The 16,314-nt window shown below is 61.1% G+C and carries 29 protein-coding genes; 28 read left to right on the forward strand and 1 reads right to left on the reverse strand.

From position 1 onward, the window contains the following. On the forward strand, positions 1 to 266 hold a 266-nt coding region (locus J7396_RS01060), incomplete at its 5' end, for a hypothetical protein (RefSeq protein ID WP_209260834.1). Between the two features lie 35 nt (positions 267 to 301). Here J7396_RS01060 and J7396_RS01065 read toward each other — a convergent pair. Next, the gene (locus J7396_RS01065; protein ID WP_029818767.1) at positions 302 to 976 is read right to left on the reverse strand and encodes a hypothetical protein; all 675 of its coding nucleotides are present in this window, start codon (positions 974 to 976) and stop codon (positions 302 to 304) included. A 1,009-nt stretch (positions 977 to 1,985) separates the two neighbouring features. Between J7396_RS01065 and rpsJ the strand changes: the two genes are divergently transcribed. The 27 genes from rpsJ to rplQ all read left to right on the forward strand — a co-directional run bounded on the left by rpsJ (position 1,986) and on the right by rplQ (position 16,259). Continuing rightward, positions 1,986 to 2,321, forward strand: a complete 336-nt coding sequence (gene rpsJ / locus J7396_RS01070) for a 30S ribosomal protein S10 (RefSeq protein WP_008571672.1) — start codon at positions 1,986 to 1,988, stop codon at positions 2,319 to 2,321. A gap of 11 nt (positions 2,322 to 2,332) precedes the next feature. Beyond that, complete coding sequence (gene rplC / locus J7396_RS01075; protein WP_005917121.1) at positions 2,333 to 2,983, forward strand: 50S ribosomal protein L3; 651 nt, start codon at positions 2,333 to 2,335, stop codon at positions 2,981 to 2,983. 12 nt (positions 2,984 to 2,995) lie between these two features. Beyond that, entirely contained in the window at positions 2,996 to 3,601 is a 606-nt protein-coding gene (gene rplD / locus J7396_RS01080) for a 50S ribosomal protein L4 (RefSeq protein ID WP_005917124.1), read from the forward strand. Next, on the forward strand, positions 3,598 to 3,912 hold the full coding sequence (gene rplW, locus J7396_RS01085) for a 50S ribosomal protein L23 (RefSeq protein WP_014089487.1): 315 nt from the start codon (positions 3,598 to 3,600) through the stop codon (positions 3,910 to 3,912). Before rplD ends, rplW begins: the two co-directional genes overlap by 4 nt. A 10-nt stretch (positions 3,913 to 3,922) precedes the next feature. Further along, a complete protein-coding gene (gene rplB / locus J7396_RS01090) occupies positions 3,923 to 4,750 on the forward strand; it encodes a 50S ribosomal protein L2 (protein ID WP_209260835.1) in 828 nt (275 codons plus the stop codon). A 6-nt stretch (positions 4,751 to 4,756) separates the two neighbouring features. Next, positions 4,757 to 5,026, forward strand: a complete 270-nt coding sequence (rpsS, locus tag J7396_RS01095) for a 30S ribosomal protein S19 (RefSeq protein WP_005917128.1) — start codon at positions 4,757 to 4,759, stop codon at positions 5,024 to 5,026. A 12-nt stretch (positions 5,027 to 5,038) separates the two neighbouring features. After that, positions 5,039 to 5,374 carry a 50S ribosomal protein L22 gene (gene rplV / locus J7396_RS01100; protein ID WP_003486710.1) on the forward strand — a complete coding sequence of 112 codons (336 nt, stop codon included), beginning with the start codon at positions 5,039 to 5,041 and terminating at the stop codon, positions 5,372 to 5,374. Between the two features lie 17 nt (positions 5,375 to 5,391). Then, entirely contained in the window at positions 5,392 to 6,126 is a 735-nt protein-coding gene (gene rpsC / locus J7396_RS01105) for a 30S ribosomal protein S3 (protein WP_008571670.1), read from the forward strand. 5 nt (positions 6,127 to 6,131) lie between these two features. Then, a complete protein-coding gene (gene rplP, locus J7396_RS01110) occupies positions 6,132 to 6,545 on the forward strand; it encodes a 50S ribosomal protein L16 (protein WP_003486706.1) in 414 nt (137 codons plus the stop codon). Then, positions 6,545 to 6,730, forward strand: a complete 186-nt coding sequence (gene rpmC, locus J7396_RS01115) for a 50S ribosomal protein L29 (protein WP_003486703.1) — start codon at positions 6,545 to 6,547, stop codon at positions 6,728 to 6,730. Before rplP ends, rpmC begins: the two co-directional genes overlap by 1 nt. An 11-nt stretch (positions 6,731 to 6,741) precedes the next feature. Further along, complete coding sequence (gene rpsQ / locus J7396_RS01120) at positions 6,742 to 7,011, forward strand: 30S ribosomal protein S17 (protein ID WP_003486701.1); 270 nt, start codon at positions 6,742 to 6,744, stop codon at positions 7,009 to 7,011. A 14-nt stretch (positions 7,012 to 7,025) separates the two neighbouring features. Further along, positions 7,026 to 7,394 carry a 50S ribosomal protein L14 gene (gene rplN / locus J7396_RS01125; protein WP_003486699.1) on the forward strand — a complete coding sequence of 123 codons (369 nt, stop codon included), beginning with the start codon at positions 7,026 to 7,028 and terminating at the stop codon, positions 7,392 to 7,394. 15 nt (positions 7,395 to 7,409) lie between these two features. Next, positions 7,410 to 7,727 (forward strand): 50S ribosomal protein L24, encoded by a 318-nt coding sequence (rplX, locus tag J7396_RS01130; RefSeq protein WP_003486696.1) that lies wholly within the window; start codon positions 7,410 to 7,412, stop codon positions 7,725 to 7,727. Positions 7,728 to 7,738: 11 nt separating this feature from the next. Further along, complete coding sequence (gene rplE / locus J7396_RS01135; RefSeq protein ID WP_008571668.1) at positions 7,739 to 8,281, forward strand: 50S ribosomal protein L5; 543 nt, start codon at positions 7,739 to 7,741, stop codon at positions 8,279 to 8,281. An 18-nt stretch (positions 8,282 to 8,299) separates the two neighbouring features. Then, complete coding sequence (gene rpsN, locus J7396_RS01140; RefSeq protein WP_008571667.1) at positions 8,300 to 8,605, forward strand: 30S ribosomal protein S14; 306 nt, start codon at positions 8,300 to 8,302, stop codon at positions 8,603 to 8,605. A 205-nt stretch (positions 8,606 to 8,810) separates the two neighbouring features. Then, positions 8,811 to 9,209: a 30S ribosomal protein S8 gene (rpsH, locus tag J7396_RS01145; protein ID WP_003486688.1), complete on the forward strand. Its 399-nt coding sequence runs from the start codon at positions 8,811 to 8,813 to the stop codon at positions 9,207 to 9,209. A gap of 15 nt (positions 9,210 to 9,224) precedes the next feature. Then, positions 9,225 to 9,752, forward strand: a complete 528-nt coding sequence (gene rplF, locus J7396_RS01150) for a 50S ribosomal protein L6 (protein ID WP_031421274.1) — start codon at positions 9,225 to 9,227, stop codon at positions 9,750 to 9,752. A 91-nt stretch (positions 9,753 to 9,843) separates the two neighbouring features. Next, positions 9,844 to 10,203 carry a 50S ribosomal protein L18 gene (gene rplR / locus J7396_RS01155; protein ID WP_209260836.1) on the forward strand — a complete coding sequence of 120 codons (360 nt, stop codon included), beginning with the start codon at positions 9,844 to 9,846 and terminating at the stop codon, positions 10,201 to 10,203. A 159-nt stretch (positions 10,204 to 10,362) separates the two neighbouring features. After that, positions 10,363 to 10,905, forward strand: coding sequence for a 30S ribosomal protein S5 (gene rpsE / locus J7396_RS01160; protein ID WP_003486682.1), 543 nt, complete (start codon positions 10,363 to 10,365; stop codon positions 10,903 to 10,905). Continuing rightward, a complete protein-coding gene (gene rpmD, locus J7396_RS01165; RefSeq protein WP_003486678.1) occupies positions 10,898 to 11,089 on the forward strand; it encodes a 50S ribosomal protein L30 in 192 nt (63 codons plus the stop codon). The genes rpsE and rpmD overlap by 8 nt, the downstream gene beginning before the upstream one ends. Before the next feature lie 4 nt (positions 11,090 to 11,093). After that, positions 11,094 to 11,537 carry a 50S ribosomal protein L15 gene (rplO, locus tag J7396_RS01170; RefSeq protein ID WP_011346542.1) on the forward strand — a complete coding sequence of 148 codons (444 nt, stop codon included), beginning with the start codon at positions 11,094 to 11,096 and terminating at the stop codon, positions 11,535 to 11,537. Between the two features lie 7 nt (positions 11,538 to 11,544). Continuing rightward, positions 11,545 to 12,909, forward strand: coding sequence for a preprotein translocase subunit SecY (secY, locus tag J7396_RS01175; RefSeq protein ID WP_008571664.1), 1,365 nt, complete (start codon positions 11,545 to 11,547; stop codon positions 12,907 to 12,909). Between the two features lie 332 nt (positions 12,910 to 13,241). After that, positions 13,242 to 13,598: a 30S ribosomal protein S13 gene (gene rpsM / locus J7396_RS01180; RefSeq protein WP_003486672.1), complete on the forward strand. Its 357-nt coding sequence runs from the start codon at positions 13,242 to 13,244 to the stop codon at positions 13,596 to 13,598. Between the two features lie 10 nt (positions 13,599 to 13,608). Beyond that, positions 13,609 to 14,001 carry a 30S ribosomal protein S11 gene (rpsK, locus tag J7396_RS01185; protein WP_003486671.1) on the forward strand — a complete coding sequence of 131 codons (393 nt, stop codon included), beginning with the start codon at positions 13,609 to 13,611 and terminating at the stop codon, positions 13,999 to 14,001. A gap of 15 nt (positions 14,002 to 14,016) precedes the next feature. Next, positions 14,017 to 14,643, forward strand: coding sequence for a 30S ribosomal protein S4 (gene rpsD, locus J7396_RS01190; protein WP_002811641.1), 627 nt, complete (start codon positions 14,017 to 14,019; stop codon positions 14,641 to 14,643). Positions 14,644 to 14,696: 53 nt separating this feature from the next. Then, positions 14,697 to 15,695: a DNA-directed RNA polymerase subunit alpha gene (gene rpoA, locus J7396_RS01195; RefSeq protein ID WP_002811635.1), complete on the forward strand. Its 999-nt coding sequence runs from the start codon at positions 14,697 to 14,699 to the stop codon at positions 15,693 to 15,695. A 180-nt stretch (positions 15,696 to 15,875) separates the two neighbouring features. Then, the gene (rplQ, locus tag J7396_RS01200) at positions 15,876 to 16,259 is read left to right on the forward strand and encodes a 50S ribosomal protein L17 (protein WP_003486665.1); all 384 of its coding nucleotides are present in this window, start codon (positions 15,876 to 15,878) and stop codon (positions 16,257 to 16,259) included. The last annotated feature ends 55 nt before the right edge of the window (positions 16,260 to 16,314 follow it).

A 16,314-nucleotide genomic window follows, 5' to 3' on the forward strand; every position in this document is an offset into this window, starting at 1 on the left:
GTTGCCAAGATCATCAAGTAAGCAACACCTGCAGCACGGCAGCTTCGGCTGCCGTGTCGCTGGAAAAGAAAAGGTCGGCGAGAGCCGGCCTTTTTCTTTGTACACGTGTTGGCGGGGACCCTGCCTGGCGCGAGAATGCGCTTGCCGATGCAAAGAGAGAGATGAAGAAAACAGGCGCCTGCCCCACTCATAACGCTGCATCCGGTGGGTGCGTGCGCAAGTCGCATCGGCGGCATGATTGCGGATTGGTGAACCGGCTGTCATGACGTAAGGAGGCATGGCGCGCAGATGCCGGTGACAGTCAGCGAATGCCGTTGATCAAGCCGCTTGTCGGGTTCTTGAGCAGATTCAGGCCGGGCAGGTCGAAATTGTCCAGCTCCTGTTTGGTGGTTGCGATATTCAGCCCGACGATGGCCAAAGTGTCCGGGTCCACGTCAATGCCCAGTGGCATGGCGGAGAACTGGACGTAATCGCGGCTGGCATTCCATTGCGGGCTGCCGCCGATGGTTTGGAGGATGCGGTTGATCTGGGTGCCGACCGGATGGCCGAGTAGATGGAAGGGCAGGTGCGCCCTCTGATCGGCGAAGGCGATCAGGTTGCTGACACGGTCATTGCGCAATCCCACCGCCAGCTCGCCTTGCACGAGGGTGCCAGCTCGACGCGGATGCTGCGCCAGCTGTGCTTTGATGTCGCGCGGGTATAGATACAGCAGGCTGAGTCTGTTCGGATCCACCGCATCGGTGTGGGTAACGTCAGGCTGCCCTAGCGCGGCCAGTACCTGTTGCTTGCGCATTCCAAGTGCGAGCGGACCGATGTGCGCGCATGCCACCGGCAACGTGGTCGCGCTGGCGGAGGTAGTAAACGTCTGGTGCAACGCACGCGAGCAGGCCTTGCCATCGTTGCCGGCAGCGCGGGAAGGCGGGGCGACGAGTCCGAAGAGTAGCAGGCCGCAAAACAAGAGGGGGTGCCGGGGCATAGGAGGTGTCCGGTGGGGAAATCCTGCAAGGACGAGGCCGGGTGGGAAAGAAAGGTTGGTTACTTGTATTGGCTGATACGTCTACCTTATGCCGCCTTTGCAGCTGTCGGTAATCCGGTCCGCGACGGAGGTCGACCCGATAAGCGCCGGTGGGGCCGTCGATGTCGCTGAGACCGGAAGCGTCCACCGCGATACGGTCTAGCATCAGCGCCGTCAAATGGCGCGCCGCTTGCGCGGATACGGACGTCTTTGGTGAGTTCGATATGGATGGCGTTCCCAGTGTAGTGGGCGGATTCTTGCCGGTGGTCGACACCCTGCCACCGGGCGGATCGGGGGCGTGCTGCTTAGGTGTTATCTGCAGGGCCATCTTCGGAAGCCGCATTGCTGCAGTCGTGGCAGGCTTTGCCTGCACCAGCAGACCGGTGATGCAAACGCGTTGGCAAAGTAGAGCCCTGCAACGATCACTGCAGTATCCCGGCAACGCCGCTGGGGTCCGATATTGCCTGGAACCAGGGTCGCTATACTCCAGCCGTTGTCCATGCCCGCCGTGTTTGATTCCCGGCCCTGAGTCTGGTCAGTCCGGACTAGCGCCCCGACAAAGGTGGTGTCCGGGGCGGATTTATGCGTCACAGCTGCTACCGGGCTAACTCCGGATCAGGGTAGCGCGCTTGCAGGAGCGGAGGTGAGCCGCTAGAATGCGCGGCTACGGTGTCCCTGGGTAGGGCGCTGAGTTACAGCGAAAAGAACGGCAGGATGCCGCTCGTGTTCGCCAGACCGGGAAGGTCGCGTTGCATGGAGCACTCAACAACTCTCACGTTGTTGACCGTGCTCTTGTTGCGCATTATACTTTTCCGTCTGGGCAGGCCGGGTCACCGGGCTGCCTCAGTTTTTGGGCGGAGGAAATGCCCTCGCCAGCAGGATGCGCGGCGATTTCATCAACGTCAGGAATATCGGGGCAGGTATCCCAGAGGCCTTGCCCGTCGCTCTTTTAACGAAGGAACCCACCGTCATGGCGGAGCAAAAGACCGGTCAGAAGGCGGATCAGAAGATCCGTATCCGGCTGAAGGCGTTCGATCATCGCTTGATTGACCGTTCGGCCAGCGAGATCGTCGAAACGGCTAAGCGGACTGGCGCGCAAGTGCGTGGCCCGATCCCGTTGCCGACCAAGATCGAACGTTACACCATCCTCGTATCCCCGCATGCTGACAAAGATGCTCGTGACCAATACGAAACCCGCACGCACAAGCGTGTGCTCGATATCATCGACCCGAACGACAAGACCGTGGACGCGCTGATGAAGCTCGAGCTCGCGGCTGGCGTCGACGTCCAGATCAAGTTGACCTGAGGACTACGACCATGACGAAGAAATATTCGTTGGGCTTCGTGGGCCGCAAGGCTGGTATGAGCCGCGTCTTCACTGAAGATGGCCGCTCGGTACCGGTCACGCTGATCGAAGCAACTCCGAACCGCATCGCGCAGATCAAGACCGTCGAAGTTGACGGCTACAGCGCCGTGCAGGTCACCGTTGGCGCCCGTCGTGCCGCGCTGGTCAACAAGCCGGCTGCAGGCCACTTCGCCAAGGCGAAGGTGGAAGCGGGTCGCGGCCTGTGGGAATTCCGTGTTGAAGATGCCCAGCTCGGCGATTTCGCCGTCGGTGGCGAAATCAAGGCGGACATCTTCGAGGTCGGCCAGAAGGTCGACGTCCAGGGCGTCACCAAGGGTAAGGGTTTCCAGGGCACCATCAAGCGCTACAACTTCCGTATGGGCGATGCAACCCACGGTAACTCGCTGTCGCATCGCGCGCCGGGTTCGCTGGGTCAGCGCCAGACCCCGGGTCGCGTTTTCCCGGGCAAGAAGATGTCGGGCCACATGGGCGCAGTGCAGCAAAGCACGCAGAACCTGGAAGTGGTCAAGGTCGACGTCGAGCGTGGTCTGATTGCTATCCGCGGCGCCGTGCCTGGCGCAGCTGGTGGCGATGTGATCGTCCGTCCGGCGAGCAAGGCATAAGGAGAGATGACGATGGAACTCGTTATCACGGGTAGCAACAACAAGGTCTCGGTCTCCGATGCCGTGTTCGGTCGCGAATTCAGCGAAGATCTGGTTCACCAGGTCGTTGTCGCTTATCGCAATGCCGGTCGCGCCGGTACCAAGGCACAGAAGACGCGTTCGGAAGTTGCGGGCACGACCAAGAAGTCGAAAAAGCAGAAGGGCGGCGGTGCGCGTCATGGCGCGCTGACGGCTCCGATCTTCGTCGGCGGTGGCGTGACCTTCGCGGCCAAGCCGCGCAGCTTCGAGCAGAAGGTCAACCGCAAGATGTACCGTGCGGCCATCTGCGCGATCTTCTCCGAGCTGAACCGTCAGGGTCGTCTGATGATCGTCGACGCGTTCGACCTCGAAGCGACCAAGACCAAGGGCTTGATCGAAAAGCTCAAGGGGCTGGAAGTGGGCAAGCGCCCGCTGATCGTTACCGAAGAGGCTTCCGAGCACCTGTATCTGTCCGCTCGCAATCTGCCGTATGTGCAGGTGCGTGACGTGCAGGGTCTGGATCCGGTCGCTCTGGTCGGGGCCGATACGGTCGTGATCACCGCCGACGCGGTCAAGAAGGTCGAGGAGTGGCTGGCATGAGCAGCAACGAAAAAAGCAGCAACGAAAAAATCTTCAGCGTGCTGCGTGCTCCGCGAGTCTCCGAAAAGACCGCGCGCCTGCAGGAAATTTCCAACCAGTATGTCTTCGAAGTTTCGAACGAAGCCACCAAGGCCGATGTAAAGGCCGCGGTTGAGCAGCTGTTCGACGTCAAGGTCAAGGCAGTCAACGTGGTCAACGTCAAGGGCAAGAGCAAGTCCTTCCGTAACCGTGCTGGCAGCCGCGGCAATTGGCGCAAGGCGTACGTCCGCCTGGTTGATGGTCAGTCCATCGACGTAACGGCCAAGGCCTGAGGTCCATCCCATGCCATTGATGAAGTTCAAACCCACCTCTCCCGGCCGTCGTTCCGCCGTGCGCGTGGTTACTCCCGATCTGCACAAGGGCGCACCGCACGCGGCGCTGCTCGACTCGCAGAGCAAGTCCGGTGGTCGTAACCACCACGGCCGCATCACCGTGCGTCACGTCGGTGGTGGCCACAAGCAGCACTACCGCATCATCGACTTCAAGCGCAACAAGGAAGGCATTCTGGCGCGTGTGGAGCGGATCGAATACGATCCGAACCGTACCGCTCATATCGCCCTGCTGTGCTACGTCGACGGCGAGCGCCGCTACATCATCGCCCCCAAGGGCCTGAAGGCCGGCGACCAGGTCATTGCCGGTGCCAACGCACCGATCAAGACCGGCAACACGCTGCCGCTGCGCAACATCCCGGTCGGTACGACGGTTCACGGTATCGAGCTGAAGCCGGGTAAGGGCGCTCAGATCGCACGTGCCGCCGGTGCAGCCGTCCAGCTGGTCGCTCGCGAAGGCATCTATGCCACGCTGCGTCTGCGCTCGGGCGAAATGCGCAAGGTGCCGGTCGAGTGCCGCGCCACCATCGGCGAAGTCGGCAACGACGAGCACAACCTTGAGAAGCTGGGCAAGGCCGGCGCCAAGCGTTGGCGCGGTGTTCGTCCGACCGTTCGCGGTGCGGCCATGAACCCGGTCGATCACCCGCACGGTGGTGGTGAAGCGAAGGCTGGTCAGGGTAATCCGCATCCGGTCACCCCGTGGGGTGTTCCGACCAAGGGTTACAAGACGCGCAAGAACAAGCGCACCCAGCAGTTCATCGTCCGCGATCGTAGGGGCTAATCGACCATGGCACGTTCACTTAAGAAGGGCCCGTTCGTCGATCACCACCTTGCAAAGAAGGTGGAGTCCGCTGCGGGTAGCAAGAAGCCGATCAAGACCTGGTCGCGCCGTTCGATGATCCTGCCTGAAATGGTAGGCATCACCATCGCCGTGCATAACGGCAAGAACCACATTCCGGTGCTCGTCAACGAGAATATGGTCGGCCACAAGCTCGGCGAATTTGCCGTCACCCGGACCTTCAAGGGTCACGGTGGCGACAAGAAGTCGGGCAGGTAAGGAGAGATGACGATGGAAGCGAAAGCAATCCTGCGCACCGCGCGCATCTCCCCGCAGAAGGCCCGCCTGGTCGCTGACCAGGTGCGTGGTTTGTCCGCCGAACGTGCGGTCAATCTGCTGAAGTTCTCGGACAAGAAGGCTGCACACCTGATCAAAAAGGTGGTGGAGTCGGCGATCGCCAATGCCGAGAACAATCAGGGCGCGGATGTCGACGAGCTGAAGGTCAAGACCATCATGGTTGATGAAGGTCCCTCCCTGAAGCGTTTCATGGCGCGGGCGAAAGGCCGCGGTACCCGCATCCTCAAGCGCACCAGCCACATCACTGTGGTTGTGGGCGCCGCCAAGTAAGCGGAAAGGAAAAGACCATGGGTCATAAAGTTCATCCGACTGGAATCCGCCTCGGCATCGCCAAGGACTGGAATTCCAAGTGGTACGCAAACAAGGCCGAGTTCGCCTCCTATCTGGCAGCCGACCTGAAAGTGCGTGAAATGCTGCGCAAGAAGCTCGCGCAGGCAGGTGTCAGCAAGATCTTGATCGAGCGCCCTGCCAAAACCGCCCGCGTGACCATTCACACCGCCCGTCCGGGTGTGGTGATCGGCAAGCGTGGCGAGGACATCGAAAAGCTGCGCAAGGAAGTGAGCCAGCTGATGGGCGTTCCGGCGCACATCAACGTCACCGAAGTGCGCAAGCCGGAGCTGGATGCGCAGCTGGTCGCCGAGTCGATCGCGCAGCAGCTTGAGCGTCGCATCATGTTCCGCCGTGCAATGAAGCGCTCGGTCGGTAACGCGATGCGCCTGGGTGCCTTGGGCATCAAGGTCAATGTGGCTGGCCGCCTCAACGGTGCAGAAATTGCCCGTTCGGAGTGGTACCGCGAAGGCCGCGTGCCGCTGCACACGCTACGTGCCGACATTGATTACGGTTTTGCCGAGGCGTCCACGACGTACGGCATCATCGGCATCAAGGTCTGGATCTATAAGGGCGAAGTCTTCGACTTCTCTCAGGTTGGCCAGGAAAAGCAGGACGACAGCCCGCGCAACGATCGTAACGATCGCGGCGACCGTGGTGACCGCCCGTCGCGCCCGGCTCGTGAAGCGAGGTAACGGCAATGTTGCAACCCAAGCGAACCAAATATCGCAAGATGCACAAGGGCCGTAACGACGGCCTGGCATGGAGCGGAAACGCCGTCAGCTTCGGCGAGTACGGCCTCAAGGCCACGGCGCACGGTCAGCTGACCGCACGCCAGATTGAAGCAGCACGCCGCACGATCAGCCGCCACGTCAAGAAGGGCGGCAAGATGTGGATCCGTGTGTTCCCCGACAAGCCGATCACCAAGAAGCCGATCGAAGTCCGCATGGGCTCCGGTAAGGGCAACGTGGAGTACTGGGTCGCGCAGATTCAGCCGGGCCGCATGATCTATGAAATCGAGGGAATCCCCGAAGAGACCGCACGTGAGGCGTTTCGCCTTGCCGCTGCCAAGCTCTCGGTGACCACCACTTTCGTGACCCGGACGGTGCGCTGATGGATATCAAACAACTCCGCGAAAAGTCGGCTGACGAATTGAAGGCCCACCTGACCGATCTGCGTAAGGAGCAGTTCTCGCTCCGTATGCAGCAGGTCACCGGCCAGCTGCCGAAGACCCACGAAACCCGCCGGGTGCGCCGCGAGATTGCTCGCGTCAAGCACCTGCTCGGCAGCACCAAGTAAGGACGGCCGCGATGAGCGACAATAACGAAAAGCAAACGCTGCGCACGGTCGAAGGCCGTGTCGTCAGCAACAAGATGGACAAGACGGTCACCGTGTTGGTGGAGCGCCAGGTCAAGCATGCGCTGTACGGCAAGTACATCAAGCGCTCGACCAAGCTGCACGCACACGACGCCGACAATGCCTGCAACGAAGGCGACGTCGTGCGTGTGACCGAGATTGCTCCGATGTCCAAGACCAAGAACTGGCGGGTGGTGGAAATCGTCACCCGTTCGGCCGAATAAGGGAGATCTGAATCATGATCCAGATGCAGAGCTACCTCGATGTCGCCGACAATTCGGGTGCCAAGGAAGTGATGTGCATCAAGGTGCTGGGCGGCTCCAAGCGCCGTTACGCACACATTGGCGACATCATCAAGGTGACCGTCAAGGACGCCATTCCGCGTGGCAAGGTCAAGAAGGGCGAAGTCTACGACGCCGTCGTGGTGCGTACCCGCAAGGGTGTGCGCCGTCCCGACGGTTCGCTGATCCGCTTCGATGGCAACGCCGCTGTGCTGTTGAACAATAAGCAGGAGCCGATCGGGACCCGCATCTTCGGGCCGGTGACGCGCGAGCTGCGTTCCGAGAAGTTCATGAAGATCGTCTCGCTCGCTCCCGAAGTGCTGTGAGCGGAGGACATACACATGGCTAACCGTATCAAGAAGGGCGACCAGGTCGTCATCAACACCGGCAAGGACAAGGGTAAGCAGGGTGAAGTGGTGCGTGTGGACGGCGATCGCGTGATCGTCTCCAACGCCAACGTCATCAAGCGCCACACCAAGCCGAACCCGCAGGCAGGCGTTGCCGGCGGCGTGGTCGAGCGTGAAGCGTCGATCCATATCTCCAACGTCAATATCGTCAACCCGGCAACGGGCAAGGGCGAGCGCGTTGGCTTCAAGGTGCTGGAGGATGGACGCAAACTGCGTGTGTTCCGCTCCAGCGGTGAGGCGCTCGACGCCTGAGGAATGAGATCATGAACACTCGTCTCGAAAAGTTTTACAAGGAAAACGTGGTGCCGGCCCTGATGAAGGAATTCGGCTACACCAATCCGATGGAAGTGCCGAAGCTGGTCAAGGTCACGCTCAACATGGGCGTGGGCGAAGCCGCTACCAACAAGAAGATCCTGGAAAATGCGGTCGCCGACATGGCCAAGATTTCCGGCCAAAAGCCGGTGGTCACCAAGTCGCGCGTTTCGGTCGCATCCTTCAAGATCCGTGACGGTTGGCCGATCGGCTGCAAGACCACCTTGCGTCGCGCCAAGATGTACGAGTTCCTGGATCGCCTGATCAACATCTCGTTGCCGCGCGTGCGCGACTTCCGTGGTGTGTCCGGTCGCTCCTTCGACGGTCGTGGCAACTTCAACATGGGTGTGAAGGAGCAGATCATCTTCCCGGAAATCGACTTCGACGCCGTCGACGCGATTCGCGGTATGGATATCGCCATCACCACCACCGCCAAGACGGATGCGGAAGCGAAGGCGCTGCTGGCAGCGTTCAAGTTCCCGTTCCGTAACTGACCGTCGAGGACATCCGAAATGGCAAAGACCTCCATGATCCACCGCGACATCAAGCGTGCAAAGCTGGCGAAGAAATTCGCCGGCAAGCGTGATGCGCTGAAGAAGATCCTCTCCAGTCAGGATGCGTCCTACGAAGAGAAGATCGAAGCGTCGACCAAGTTGCAGAAGCTGCCGCGCGATTCGTCGCCGAGCCGCTATCGCAACCGTTGCGAGCTGTCCGGTCGTCCGCGCGGTGTCTACCGCAAGTTCGGTCTGGGTCGCAACATGCTGCGCAAGGCCACGATGAACGGCGACGTTCCGGGCCTGCGTAAGGCGAGCTGGTAACAGCATTTCGGCCGTTCGCGGCCGGATTTGAACAGGATGGTTCTGTTCAACAAGAGAGTCCGACGCAAGTCGGGCTCTTTTGTCGTATACTTCCGCTTCTGTCTTGCCCGTTCGGGCTTGGCATGGCGTCAAGGGTCCTGGCCCGTCCCCAGGAAAACACAAGATTTTCGCGAAAGCGGATATCGGTGCACTCAAAGGTACTCACATGAGCATGACTGATCCCATCGCCGACCTGCTGGTTCGCATCAAGAATGCGGCCGCGGTTGGTAAGCAGACGGTGAAATTGCCGTCGTCCAAGATTAAGGTTGCGATCGCCCAGGTCCTGAAGGACGAGGGTTACATCACCGACCTGCGCGTGACCCAGACCGAAAACAACAAGGCGGAACTGGAAATCGTGCTGAAGTATTTCGAAGGCCGCCCGGTCATCGAGACCCTGAAGCGTTTTTCGCGCTCGGGTCTGCGCCAGTACCGCGGCAAGACCGAGCTGCCCAAGGTCCTCGGTGGCCTGGGTATCGCCATCATCTCCACGTCGAAGGGCATCATGACCGATGCGCAGGCTCGCGAAGCCGGCGTTGGTGGTGAAGTTCTGTGCTTCGTGGCCTAAGGGAAGGAATCGAACATGTCCCGTGTAGCCAAGAAGCCTGTCTCCCTCCCGAAGGGTGTTGAACTCAAGGTCCAGCCTGAGCTGGTCAGCGTCAAGGGCCCGAAGGGCACGTTGACCCTGCCCAAGCCGGCTGGTGTCGAAATCGCCATCGATGGCGACGTTGCCACGCTGTCGGCTAACGATCCGTCGCAGATCGCCCTCACCGGCACCGTGCGCGCCATCCTGGCCAACATGGTCAAGGGCGTCTCCGAAGGCTTCGAGCGCAAGCTCGAGCTGGTCGGCGTCGGTTACCGTGCTGCCATGCAGGGCAAGGACCTGAGCCTGGCGCTCGGTTTCTCGCACCCGCTGGTGTTCGTGGCGCCGGAAGGCATCACGCTGTCGACTCCTACCCAGACCGAAATTGTGGTCCAGGGCGCCGACAAGCAGCGCGTCGGCGAAGTTGCCGCCAAGATTCGCGGCTTCCGTCCGCCGGAGCCCTACAAGGGCAAGGGTGTGAAGTACGCCGGTGAAGTCATCATTCGCAAGGAAGCCAAGAAGGCGTAAGGCAGGTCCCTCTGCGAGGAGCCTGGCCATCCATGGCCGGACTTTTCAATGTACAAGCCTGTTTTCCTTCAGCTTTCGTAGGATAAATATCATGAGCATCAACAAGAACATCGCCCGTCTGCGTCGCGCCAAGTCCACCCGTGCGCACATCCGTGAGCTCGGCGTTGCCCGTCTGTCGGTGCTGCGCACCGGTCAACATCTGTATGCGCAGGTCTTCACTGCCGACGGCTCCAAGGTGATCGCTGCTGCGAATACCCTGCAGGCCGACGTCAAGGATGGCTTGAAGAACGGCAAGAACAGCGATGCGGCCGCCAAGGTCGGCAAGCTGATCGCCGAGCGCGCCAGGGCTGCAGGCATCGAGAAGGTCGCATTCGACCGCTCGGGCTACCGCTACCACGGCCGCATCAAGGCGCTTGCCGACGCTGCGCGCGAAGGCGGCCTGCAGTTCTAAAGCACTGCTGCGGAGGTGGTCATCGACCACCTTCGCGATACCGCCGGCAGGGAGATGCCGGACCGTCCCGTTCTTTTGCAACGGTGCCGGGAACACCGCTTCACTTCACAACCATAAGCGGCTTCGAGCCGTACATACTCAATCAATCAAGGAATCAAGATGGCAGAAGAACGTGCACCGCGGGGTCGTGATCGCGACCGTAACCGCGAAGAGAAAGTCGACGATGGCATGATCGAAAAGCTGGTCGCGGTCAATCGCGTCAGCAAGACGGTCAAGGGCGGTCGCCAGTTCACCTTCACCGCGCTGACCGTGGTCGGCGATGGTCTGGGTAAGGTCGGTTTCGGTTACGGCAAGGCGCGCGAAGTGCCGGTTGCCATCCAGAAGTCGATGGAACAGGCGCGCAAGAATCTGGCCACTGTCGATCTGAACAACGGCACCTTGTGGCATGCCGTCAAGTCCGGCCATGGCGCAGCACGCGTCTACATGCAGCCGGCTTCGGAAGGTACGGGCGTCATCGCAGGCGGCGCCATGCGCGCTGTGCTGGAAGCGGTTGGCGTCAAGAACGTGCTGGCCAAGGCTGTCGGTTCGCGTAATCCGATCAACCTGGTCCGTGCGACCCTGAAGGGTCTGTCGGAAGTGCAGTCGCCGGCACGCGTTGCGGCCAAGCGCGGCAAGAAGGTGGAGGAGCTCAACCATGGCTAAGGACACCAACAAGACCGTGAAGGTGCGCCTGGTGCGTGGCCTGCGTGGAACCCAGTCGCGTCACCGCCTGTCGGTGCGTGCGTTGGGCCTGAATAAGCTGAACGATGTGCGTGAACTGAAGGACAGCCCGCAGGTGCGTGGCCTGATCAATACGGTTCATTACCTCGTCAAGGTTGAGGAGTAATCCCATGACTCTGCGTCTTAATGACCTCAAGCCGGCCGACGGCGCCCGTACCGAGCGCACCCGCGTCGGTCGTGGTATCGGTTCGGGCCTCGGCAAGACCGCTGGTCGCGGTCACAAGGGTTCGTTCGCTCGTAAGGGCGGCGGCAAGATCAAGGCCGGCTTCGAAGGCGGCCAGACCCCGATGCAGCGCCGTCTGCCGAAGATCGGTTTCCGCTCCAAGATGGCGCGCGATACCGCAGAAGTGTTGTCCTACCAGCTGGACAAGCTGGATGCCGGCGATGTCGACTTCGCAGCGCTGCGTGCGGCCAATCTGGTCCCGAGCCGCGCCAAGAAGGCGAAGGTCGTGCTGAAGGGCGAGCTGAGCAAGAAGTTCGTGCTGAAGGGCGTTGCGGCAACCGCAGGCGCCAAGGCGGCAATCGAAGCTGCCGGCGGCAGCGTAGAGGAGTAATCGGCAGATGGCGCAGGCTGGCATTGGTAACCTCGGTGGCGGGCTCGGCAAGTTCACGGAACTTCGCCAGCGGCTACTGTTCGTCCTCGGGGCATTGATCGTCTATCGCATCGGCTGCTATGTGCCGGTGCCGGGCGTGAATCCCGATGCCATGCTTTCGTTGATGCAGGCGCAGGGCGGCGGCATCGTGGACATGTTCAACATGTTCTCGGGTGGCGCCCTGCACCGTTTCAGTATTTTTGCGTTGAACGTGATGCCGTACATCTCGGCGTCGATCGTGATCCAGTTGGCCACGCATATCTTTCCCGCCCTCAAGGCGATGCAGAAGGAAGGCGAGTCGGGTCGACGCAAGATCACCCAGTATTCGCGCATCGGTGCGGTGTTGCTGGCTGTGGTGCAGGGCGGCAGTATCGCGCTGGCACTGCAGAACCAGACCGCGCCCGGTGGCGCTCCGGTGGTGTATGCGCCGGGCATGGGCTTCGTGCTCACCGCGGTGATCGCATTGACCGCTGGCACCATCTTCCTGATGTGGGTAGGCGAGCAGGTCACCGAGCGCGGCATCGGTAACGGCGTATCGCTGATCATCTTTGCCGGCATCGTGGCTGGCCTGCCGTCGGCGGCCATCCAGACGGTCGAAGCCTTCCGCGAAGGCAATCTGAGCTTCATTTCGCTGCTGTTGATCGTCATCACGATCCTGGCGTTCACGCTGTTCGTCGTATTTGTCGAACGGGGGCAGCGCCGGATCACGGTCAACTACGCGCGCCGCCAGGGCGGTCGCAATGCGTACATGAACCAGACCTCGTTCCTGCCGCTCAAGCTCAACATGGCCGGCGTGATTCCGCCGATCTTTGCGTCCAGCATCCTCGCTTTCCCGGCGACGCTGTCGATGTGGTCGGGCCAGGCGGCGTCGGGTGGGGTGGGGTCTTGGCTGCAGAAGATCGCCAACGCGCTTGGGCCCGGTGAGCCGGTGCACATGCTGGTCTTCGCTGCGCTGATCATCGGTTTTGCGTTCTTCTACACTGCGCTGGTGTTCAACTCGCAGGAAACCGCCGACAACCTCAAGAAGTCGGGCGCGCTGATTCCGGGCATCCGTCCTGGCAAGGCCACCGCCGACTACGTCGATGGCGTGCTGACGCGTCTGACCGCGGCCGGTTCGCTGTACCTGGTGATCGTGTGCCTGTTGCCGGAAATCATGCGCACGCAGCTCGGCACCTCGTTCCACTTCGGCGGCACCTCGCTGTTGATCGCAGTGGTCGTAGTGATGGACTTCATTGCGCAGATTCAGGCGCATCTGATGTCGCACCAGTATGAGAGCTTGCTGAAGAAGGCCAACCTCAAGGGCGGCTCGCGCGGCGGTCTTGCGCGCGGTTAAGTGGTACACTAGATCTTCATTGCGTGAAGACGGCCTGGTTCCCGGGCCACGATCTTCCGATCAGAAGGGCGGCTCGCGCGACGTCTCGCGCGCGGGTGTGACGGGGTGGTCCTGTGCGGGAGTAGCACAGGCGATTCGGAGTAGTTTTCTGGATCAACACCGTCCGGCGCCGGAGCGAGGGCACACTCCCCACGCCGGGTCCATGGAACCTCTGGTTCCACGGGCTTCAAAGCAATCCGAGGCCTTGCTATAATTCCGAGTTCACTTTTGATCCATCCTGCCGGATGGCGCCTGGGCGCTGTCGGGCCATCACTCAGTTGGAGAATCGCGTCATGGCGCGTATTGCAGGCGTCAACCTGCCAGCCCAGAAGCACGTCTGGGTCGGGTTGCAAAGCATCTACGGCATCGGCCGTACCCGTTCGAAGAAGCTCTGCGAATCCGCAGGCGTTACCTCGACCACGAAGATTCGTGATCTGTCCGAACCCGAAATCGAGCGCCTGCGCGCCGAAGTCGGCAAGTATGTCGTCGAAGGCGACCTGCGCCGCGAAATCGGTATCGCGATCAAGCGACTGATGGACCTGGGCTGCTATCGCGGTCTGCGTCATCGCCGTGGTCTCCCGCTGCGTGGTCAGCGCACCCGTACCAACGCCCGCACCCGTAAGGGTCCGCGCAAGGCGATCAGGAAGTAAGGGATAGATCATGGCCAAGCCAGCAGAAAAGAAAACGAAGAAGAAGATCAAGCGCGTCATCACTGACGGCGTCGCTCACGTCCACGCTTCGTTCAACAACACCATCGTCACCATCACCGATCGCCAGGGCAACGCGCTGTCGTGGGCTACGTCCGGCGGCGCCGGTTTCCGTGGTTCGCGCAAGTCGACCCCGTTCGCTGCCCAGGTTGCCGCCGAGAAGGCTGGCCGCGCTGCGCTCGATTACGGCGTGAAGTCGCTGGAAGTGCGTATCAAGGGTCCGGGTCCGGGCCGTGAGTCGGCCGTGCGTTCGTTGAACAACGTGGGCTACAAGATCACCAACATCATCGACGTGACGCCAATCCCGCACAACGGGTGCCGTCCGCCGAAGAAGCGTCGCGTCTAAAGGGAGCGATAAGAAATGGCTCGTTATATCGGTCCTACCTGTAAGCTCGCGCGTCGCGAAGGCGCCGACCTTTCCCTCAAGAGCCCGGCGCGTGCGCTGGACTCCAAGTGCAAGCTTGAGCAGAAGCCCGGCCAGCACGGTGCTGCTCGCAAGGGCAAACTCTCCGACTACGCCACCCAGCTGCGCGAAAAGCAGAAGGTCAAGCGTATCTACGGTCTGCTGGAACGTCAGTTCCGCAACTACTACAAGAAGGCCTCGACCAAGAAGGGCAACACCGGCGAGAACCTGCTGCAGTTGCTGGAAACCCGTCTGGACAACGTCTGCTACCGCATGGGCTTTGCCGTCACCCGTCCGGCCGCGCGCCAGCTGGTGTCGCACCGTGGCGTGCTGGTCAACGGCAAGTCGGTGAATCTGGCCTCGTACCAGATCAAGGCTGGCGATGCGATCACGCTGTCGGAAAAGGCACAGAAGCAGCTCCGCGTGCAGGAAGCCCTGACCGTGGCTGAGCAGCACGACATGACGCCGTCGTGGGTTGAAGTCGATTCGAAGAAGTTCAGCGGCGTGTTCAAGGCCGTTCCGGATCGCGCTGACCTGCCTTCGGATATCAACGAAGCGCTGATCGTCGAGTTGTATTCGAAGTAATTCACATTGGAGAACCTCCGGTACTGCCGGAGGTTCGCAGGAGACCCCGCAACATGACGGTTACCGCCAACCAGGTTCTGCGCCCCCGTGGTCCGCAGATCGAACGTCTTACCGACAACCGCGCCAAGGTCGTGATCGAACCCTTGGAGCGCGGTTACGGGCACACGCTGGGCAATGCCCTGCGTCGTGTGTTGTTGTCGTCGATCCCCGGTTTTGCGATCACCGAGGTCGAGATCGACGGCGTGCTGCACGAGTACACCACGGTGGAAGGTTTGCAGGAAGACGTGCTTGACGTCCTGCTGAACCTGAAAGACGTGGCGATTCGTATGCACAGTGGCGACAGCGCCACGCTGTCGTTGTCCAAGCAGGGTCCGGGTACGGTCACTGCGGCAGACATCAGGACCGATCACAACGTTGAGATCATCAACGGCGACCACGTGATCTGCCACCTGACCAAAGACACCGCATTGAACATGCGCCTGAAGATCGAGCGTGGCTTTGGCTACCAGCCGGCTGCTGCGCGTCGTCGCCCGGATGAAGAGACCCGCACCATTGGTCGTCTGATGCTGGATGCGTCGTTCTCGCCGGTGCGTCGCGTTGCCTACGCCGTGGAAGCTGCGCGCGTCGAACAGCGTACCGACCTCGACAAGCTGGTCATCGATATCGAAACCAACGGCACGATCGATGCCGAGGAAGCTGTGCGCACCGCCGCCGACATCCTCAGCGATCAGCTGTCGGTGTTCGGCGATTTCACCCACCGCGATCGCGGTGCGGCCAAGCCGGCTGCCAGCGGCGTGGATCCGGTGCTGCTGCGTCCGATCGACGACCTCGAGCTGACCGTGCGTTCGGCCAACTGCCTCAAGGCCGAGAGCATCTACTACATCGGCGATCTGATCCAGAAGACCGAAGTCGAGCTGCTCAAGACCCCGAATCTGGGCAAGAAGTCGCTGACAGAAATCAAGGAAGTGCTGGCACAGCGCGGCCTTGCGCTGGGCATGAAGCTGGAGAACTGGCCGCCGGCCGGTGTCGCCCAGCACGGCATGCTTGGTTAATGCATCAAGGCATGGGCGTCTTCGGGCGCCCATGTTTGTTTTCTACATCGACGGGTTAAAGCCTGCGATGACATCCGGTTCAAGGACGGCCGGCTCGGACCAACCGCAGTCCATTCAACAGCGCCAGGATGGCGACAACGTTTCTCAAGCAGTCTCAACATTCCCTAGGAAACCATACTCATGCGTCACCAGAAATCCGGCCGTAAGTTCAACCGCACCAGCGCGCATCGCGAAGCCATGTTCCGCAATATGGCCGCCTCGCTGTTCAAGCACGAGCTGATCAAGACCACCTTGCCGAAGGCCAAGGAACTGCGTCGCGTCGCCGAGCCGCTGATCACCATCGGCAAGGTCGATGGCGTTGCCAATCGTCGTTTGGCGTTCGCTCGCCTGCGCGACAAGGAAGCCGTGGGCAAGCTGTTCGTCGAACTGGGCCCGCGTTACGCGACCCGTCCCGGCGGCTACCTGCGCATCCTGAAGGCCGGCTTCCGTGCCGGCGACAATGCGCCGATGGCGTATGTCGAGCTGGTCGACCGTCCGGTCGTCGCCGAAGAAGTGGCCGAGTAATCGGATCGCTGCTGCATAGATTCTCGAAGAAGCCCGGCTGACGCCGGGCTTTTTT

This window comes from Xanthomonas sp. A1809, from assembly GCF_017746015.1.
Classification (GTDB): domain Bacteria; phylum Pseudomonadota; class Gammaproteobacteria; order Xanthomonadales; family Xanthomonadaceae; genus Xanthomonas; species Xanthomonas euvesicatoria.

Coding starts and splice junctions, on each gene's coding strand:
- rpsC (WP_008571670.1), top strand. CDS start 5,392: ATGGGTCATAAAGTTCATCCGACTGGAATCCGCCTCGGCATCGCCAAG.
- rplO (WP_011346542.1), top strand. CDS start 11,094: ATGACTCTGCGTCTTAATGACCTCAAGCCGGCCGACGGCGCCCGTACC.
- rplW (WP_014089487.1), top strand. CDS start 3,598: ATGAGCAGCAACGAAAAAAGCAGCAACGAAAAAATCTTCAGCGTGCTG.
- rplC (WP_005917121.1), top strand. CDS start 2,333: ATGACGAAGAAATATTCGTTGGGCTTCGTGGGCCGCAAGGCTGGTATG.
- rplX (WP_003486696.1), top strand. CDS start 7,410: ATGGCTAACCGTATCAAGAAGGGCGACCAGGTCGTCATCAACACCGGC.
- rpsE (WP_003486682.1), top strand. CDS start 10,363: ATGGCAGAAGAACGTGCACCGCGGGGTCGTGATCGCGACCGTAACCGC.
- J7396_RS01065 (WP_029818767.1), bottom strand. CDS start 976: ATGCCCCGGCACCCCCTCTTGTTTTGCGGCCTGCTACTCTTCGGACTC.
- rplQ (WP_003486665.1), top strand. CDS start 15,876: ATGCGTCACCAGAAATCCGGCCGTAAGTTCAACCGCACCAGCGCGCAT.
- rpsM (WP_003486672.1), top strand. CDS start 13,242: ATGGCGCGTATTGCAGGCGTCAACCTGCCAGCCCAGAAGCACGTCTGG.
- rplF (WP_031421274.1), top strand. CDS start 9,225: ATGTCCCGTGTAGCCAAGAAGCCTGTCTCCCTCCCGAAGGGTGTTGAA.
- rpsJ (WP_008571672.1), top strand. CDS start 1,986: ATGGCGGAGCAAAAGACCGGTCAGAAGGCGGATCAGAAGATCCGTATC.
- rpmC (WP_003486703.1), top strand. CDS start 6,545: ATGGATATCAAACAACTCCGCGAAAAGTCGGCTGACGAATTGAAGGCC.
- rpsD (WP_002811641.1), top strand. CDS start 14,017: ATGGCTCGTTATATCGGTCCTACCTGTAAGCTCGCGCGTCGCGAAGGC.
- rpsN (WP_008571667.1), top strand. CDS start 8,300: ATGGCAAAGACCTCCATGATCCACCGCGACATCAAGCGTGCAAAGCTG.
- rplD (WP_005917124.1), top strand. CDS start 2,996: ATGGAACTCGTTATCACGGGTAGCAACAACAAGGTCTCGGTCTCCGAT.
- rplP (WP_003486706.1), top strand. CDS start 6,132: ATGTTGCAACCCAAGCGAACCAAATATCGCAAGATGCACAAGGGCCGT.
- rpsS (WP_005917128.1), top strand. CDS start 4,757: ATGGCACGTTCACTTAAGAAGGGCCCGTTCGTCGATCACCACCTTGCA.
- rplN (WP_003486699.1), top strand. CDS start 7,026: ATGATCCAGATGCAGAGCTACCTCGATGTCGCCGACAATTCGGGTGCC.
- rpmD (WP_003486678.1), top strand. CDS start 10,898: ATGGCTAAGGACACCAACAAGACCGTGAAGGTGCGCCTGGTGCGTGGC.
- secY (WP_008571664.1), top strand. CDS start 11,545: ATGGCGCAGGCTGGCATTGGTAACCTCGGTGGCGGGCTCGGCAAGTTC.
- rpsK (WP_003486671.1), top strand. CDS start 13,609: ATGGCCAAGCCAGCAGAAAAGAAAACGAAGAAGAAGATCAAGCGCGTC.
- rplV (WP_003486710.1), top strand. CDS start 5,039: ATGGAAGCGAAAGCAATCCTGCGCACCGCGCGCATCTCCCCGCAGAAG.
- rplE (WP_008571668.1), top strand. CDS start 7,739: ATGAACACTCGTCTCGAAAAGTTTTACAAGGAAAACGTGGTGCCGGCC.
- rpoA (WP_002811635.1), top strand. CDS start 14,697: ATGACGGTTACCGCCAACCAGGTTCTGCGCCCCCGTGGTCCGCAGATC.
- rplB (WP_209260835.1), top strand. CDS start 3,923: ATGCCATTGATGAAGTTCAAACCCACCTCTCCCGGCCGTCGTTCCGCC.
- rpsQ (WP_003486701.1), top strand. CDS start 6,742: ATGAGCGACAATAACGAAAAGCAAACGCTGCGCACGGTCGAAGGCCGT.
- rplR (WP_209260836.1), top strand. CDS start 9,844: ATGAGCATCAACAAGAACATCGCCCGTCTGCGTCGCGCCAAGTCCACC.
- rpsH (WP_003486688.1), top strand. CDS start 8,811: ATGAGCATGACTGATCCCATCGCCGACCTGCTGGTTCGCATCAAGAAT.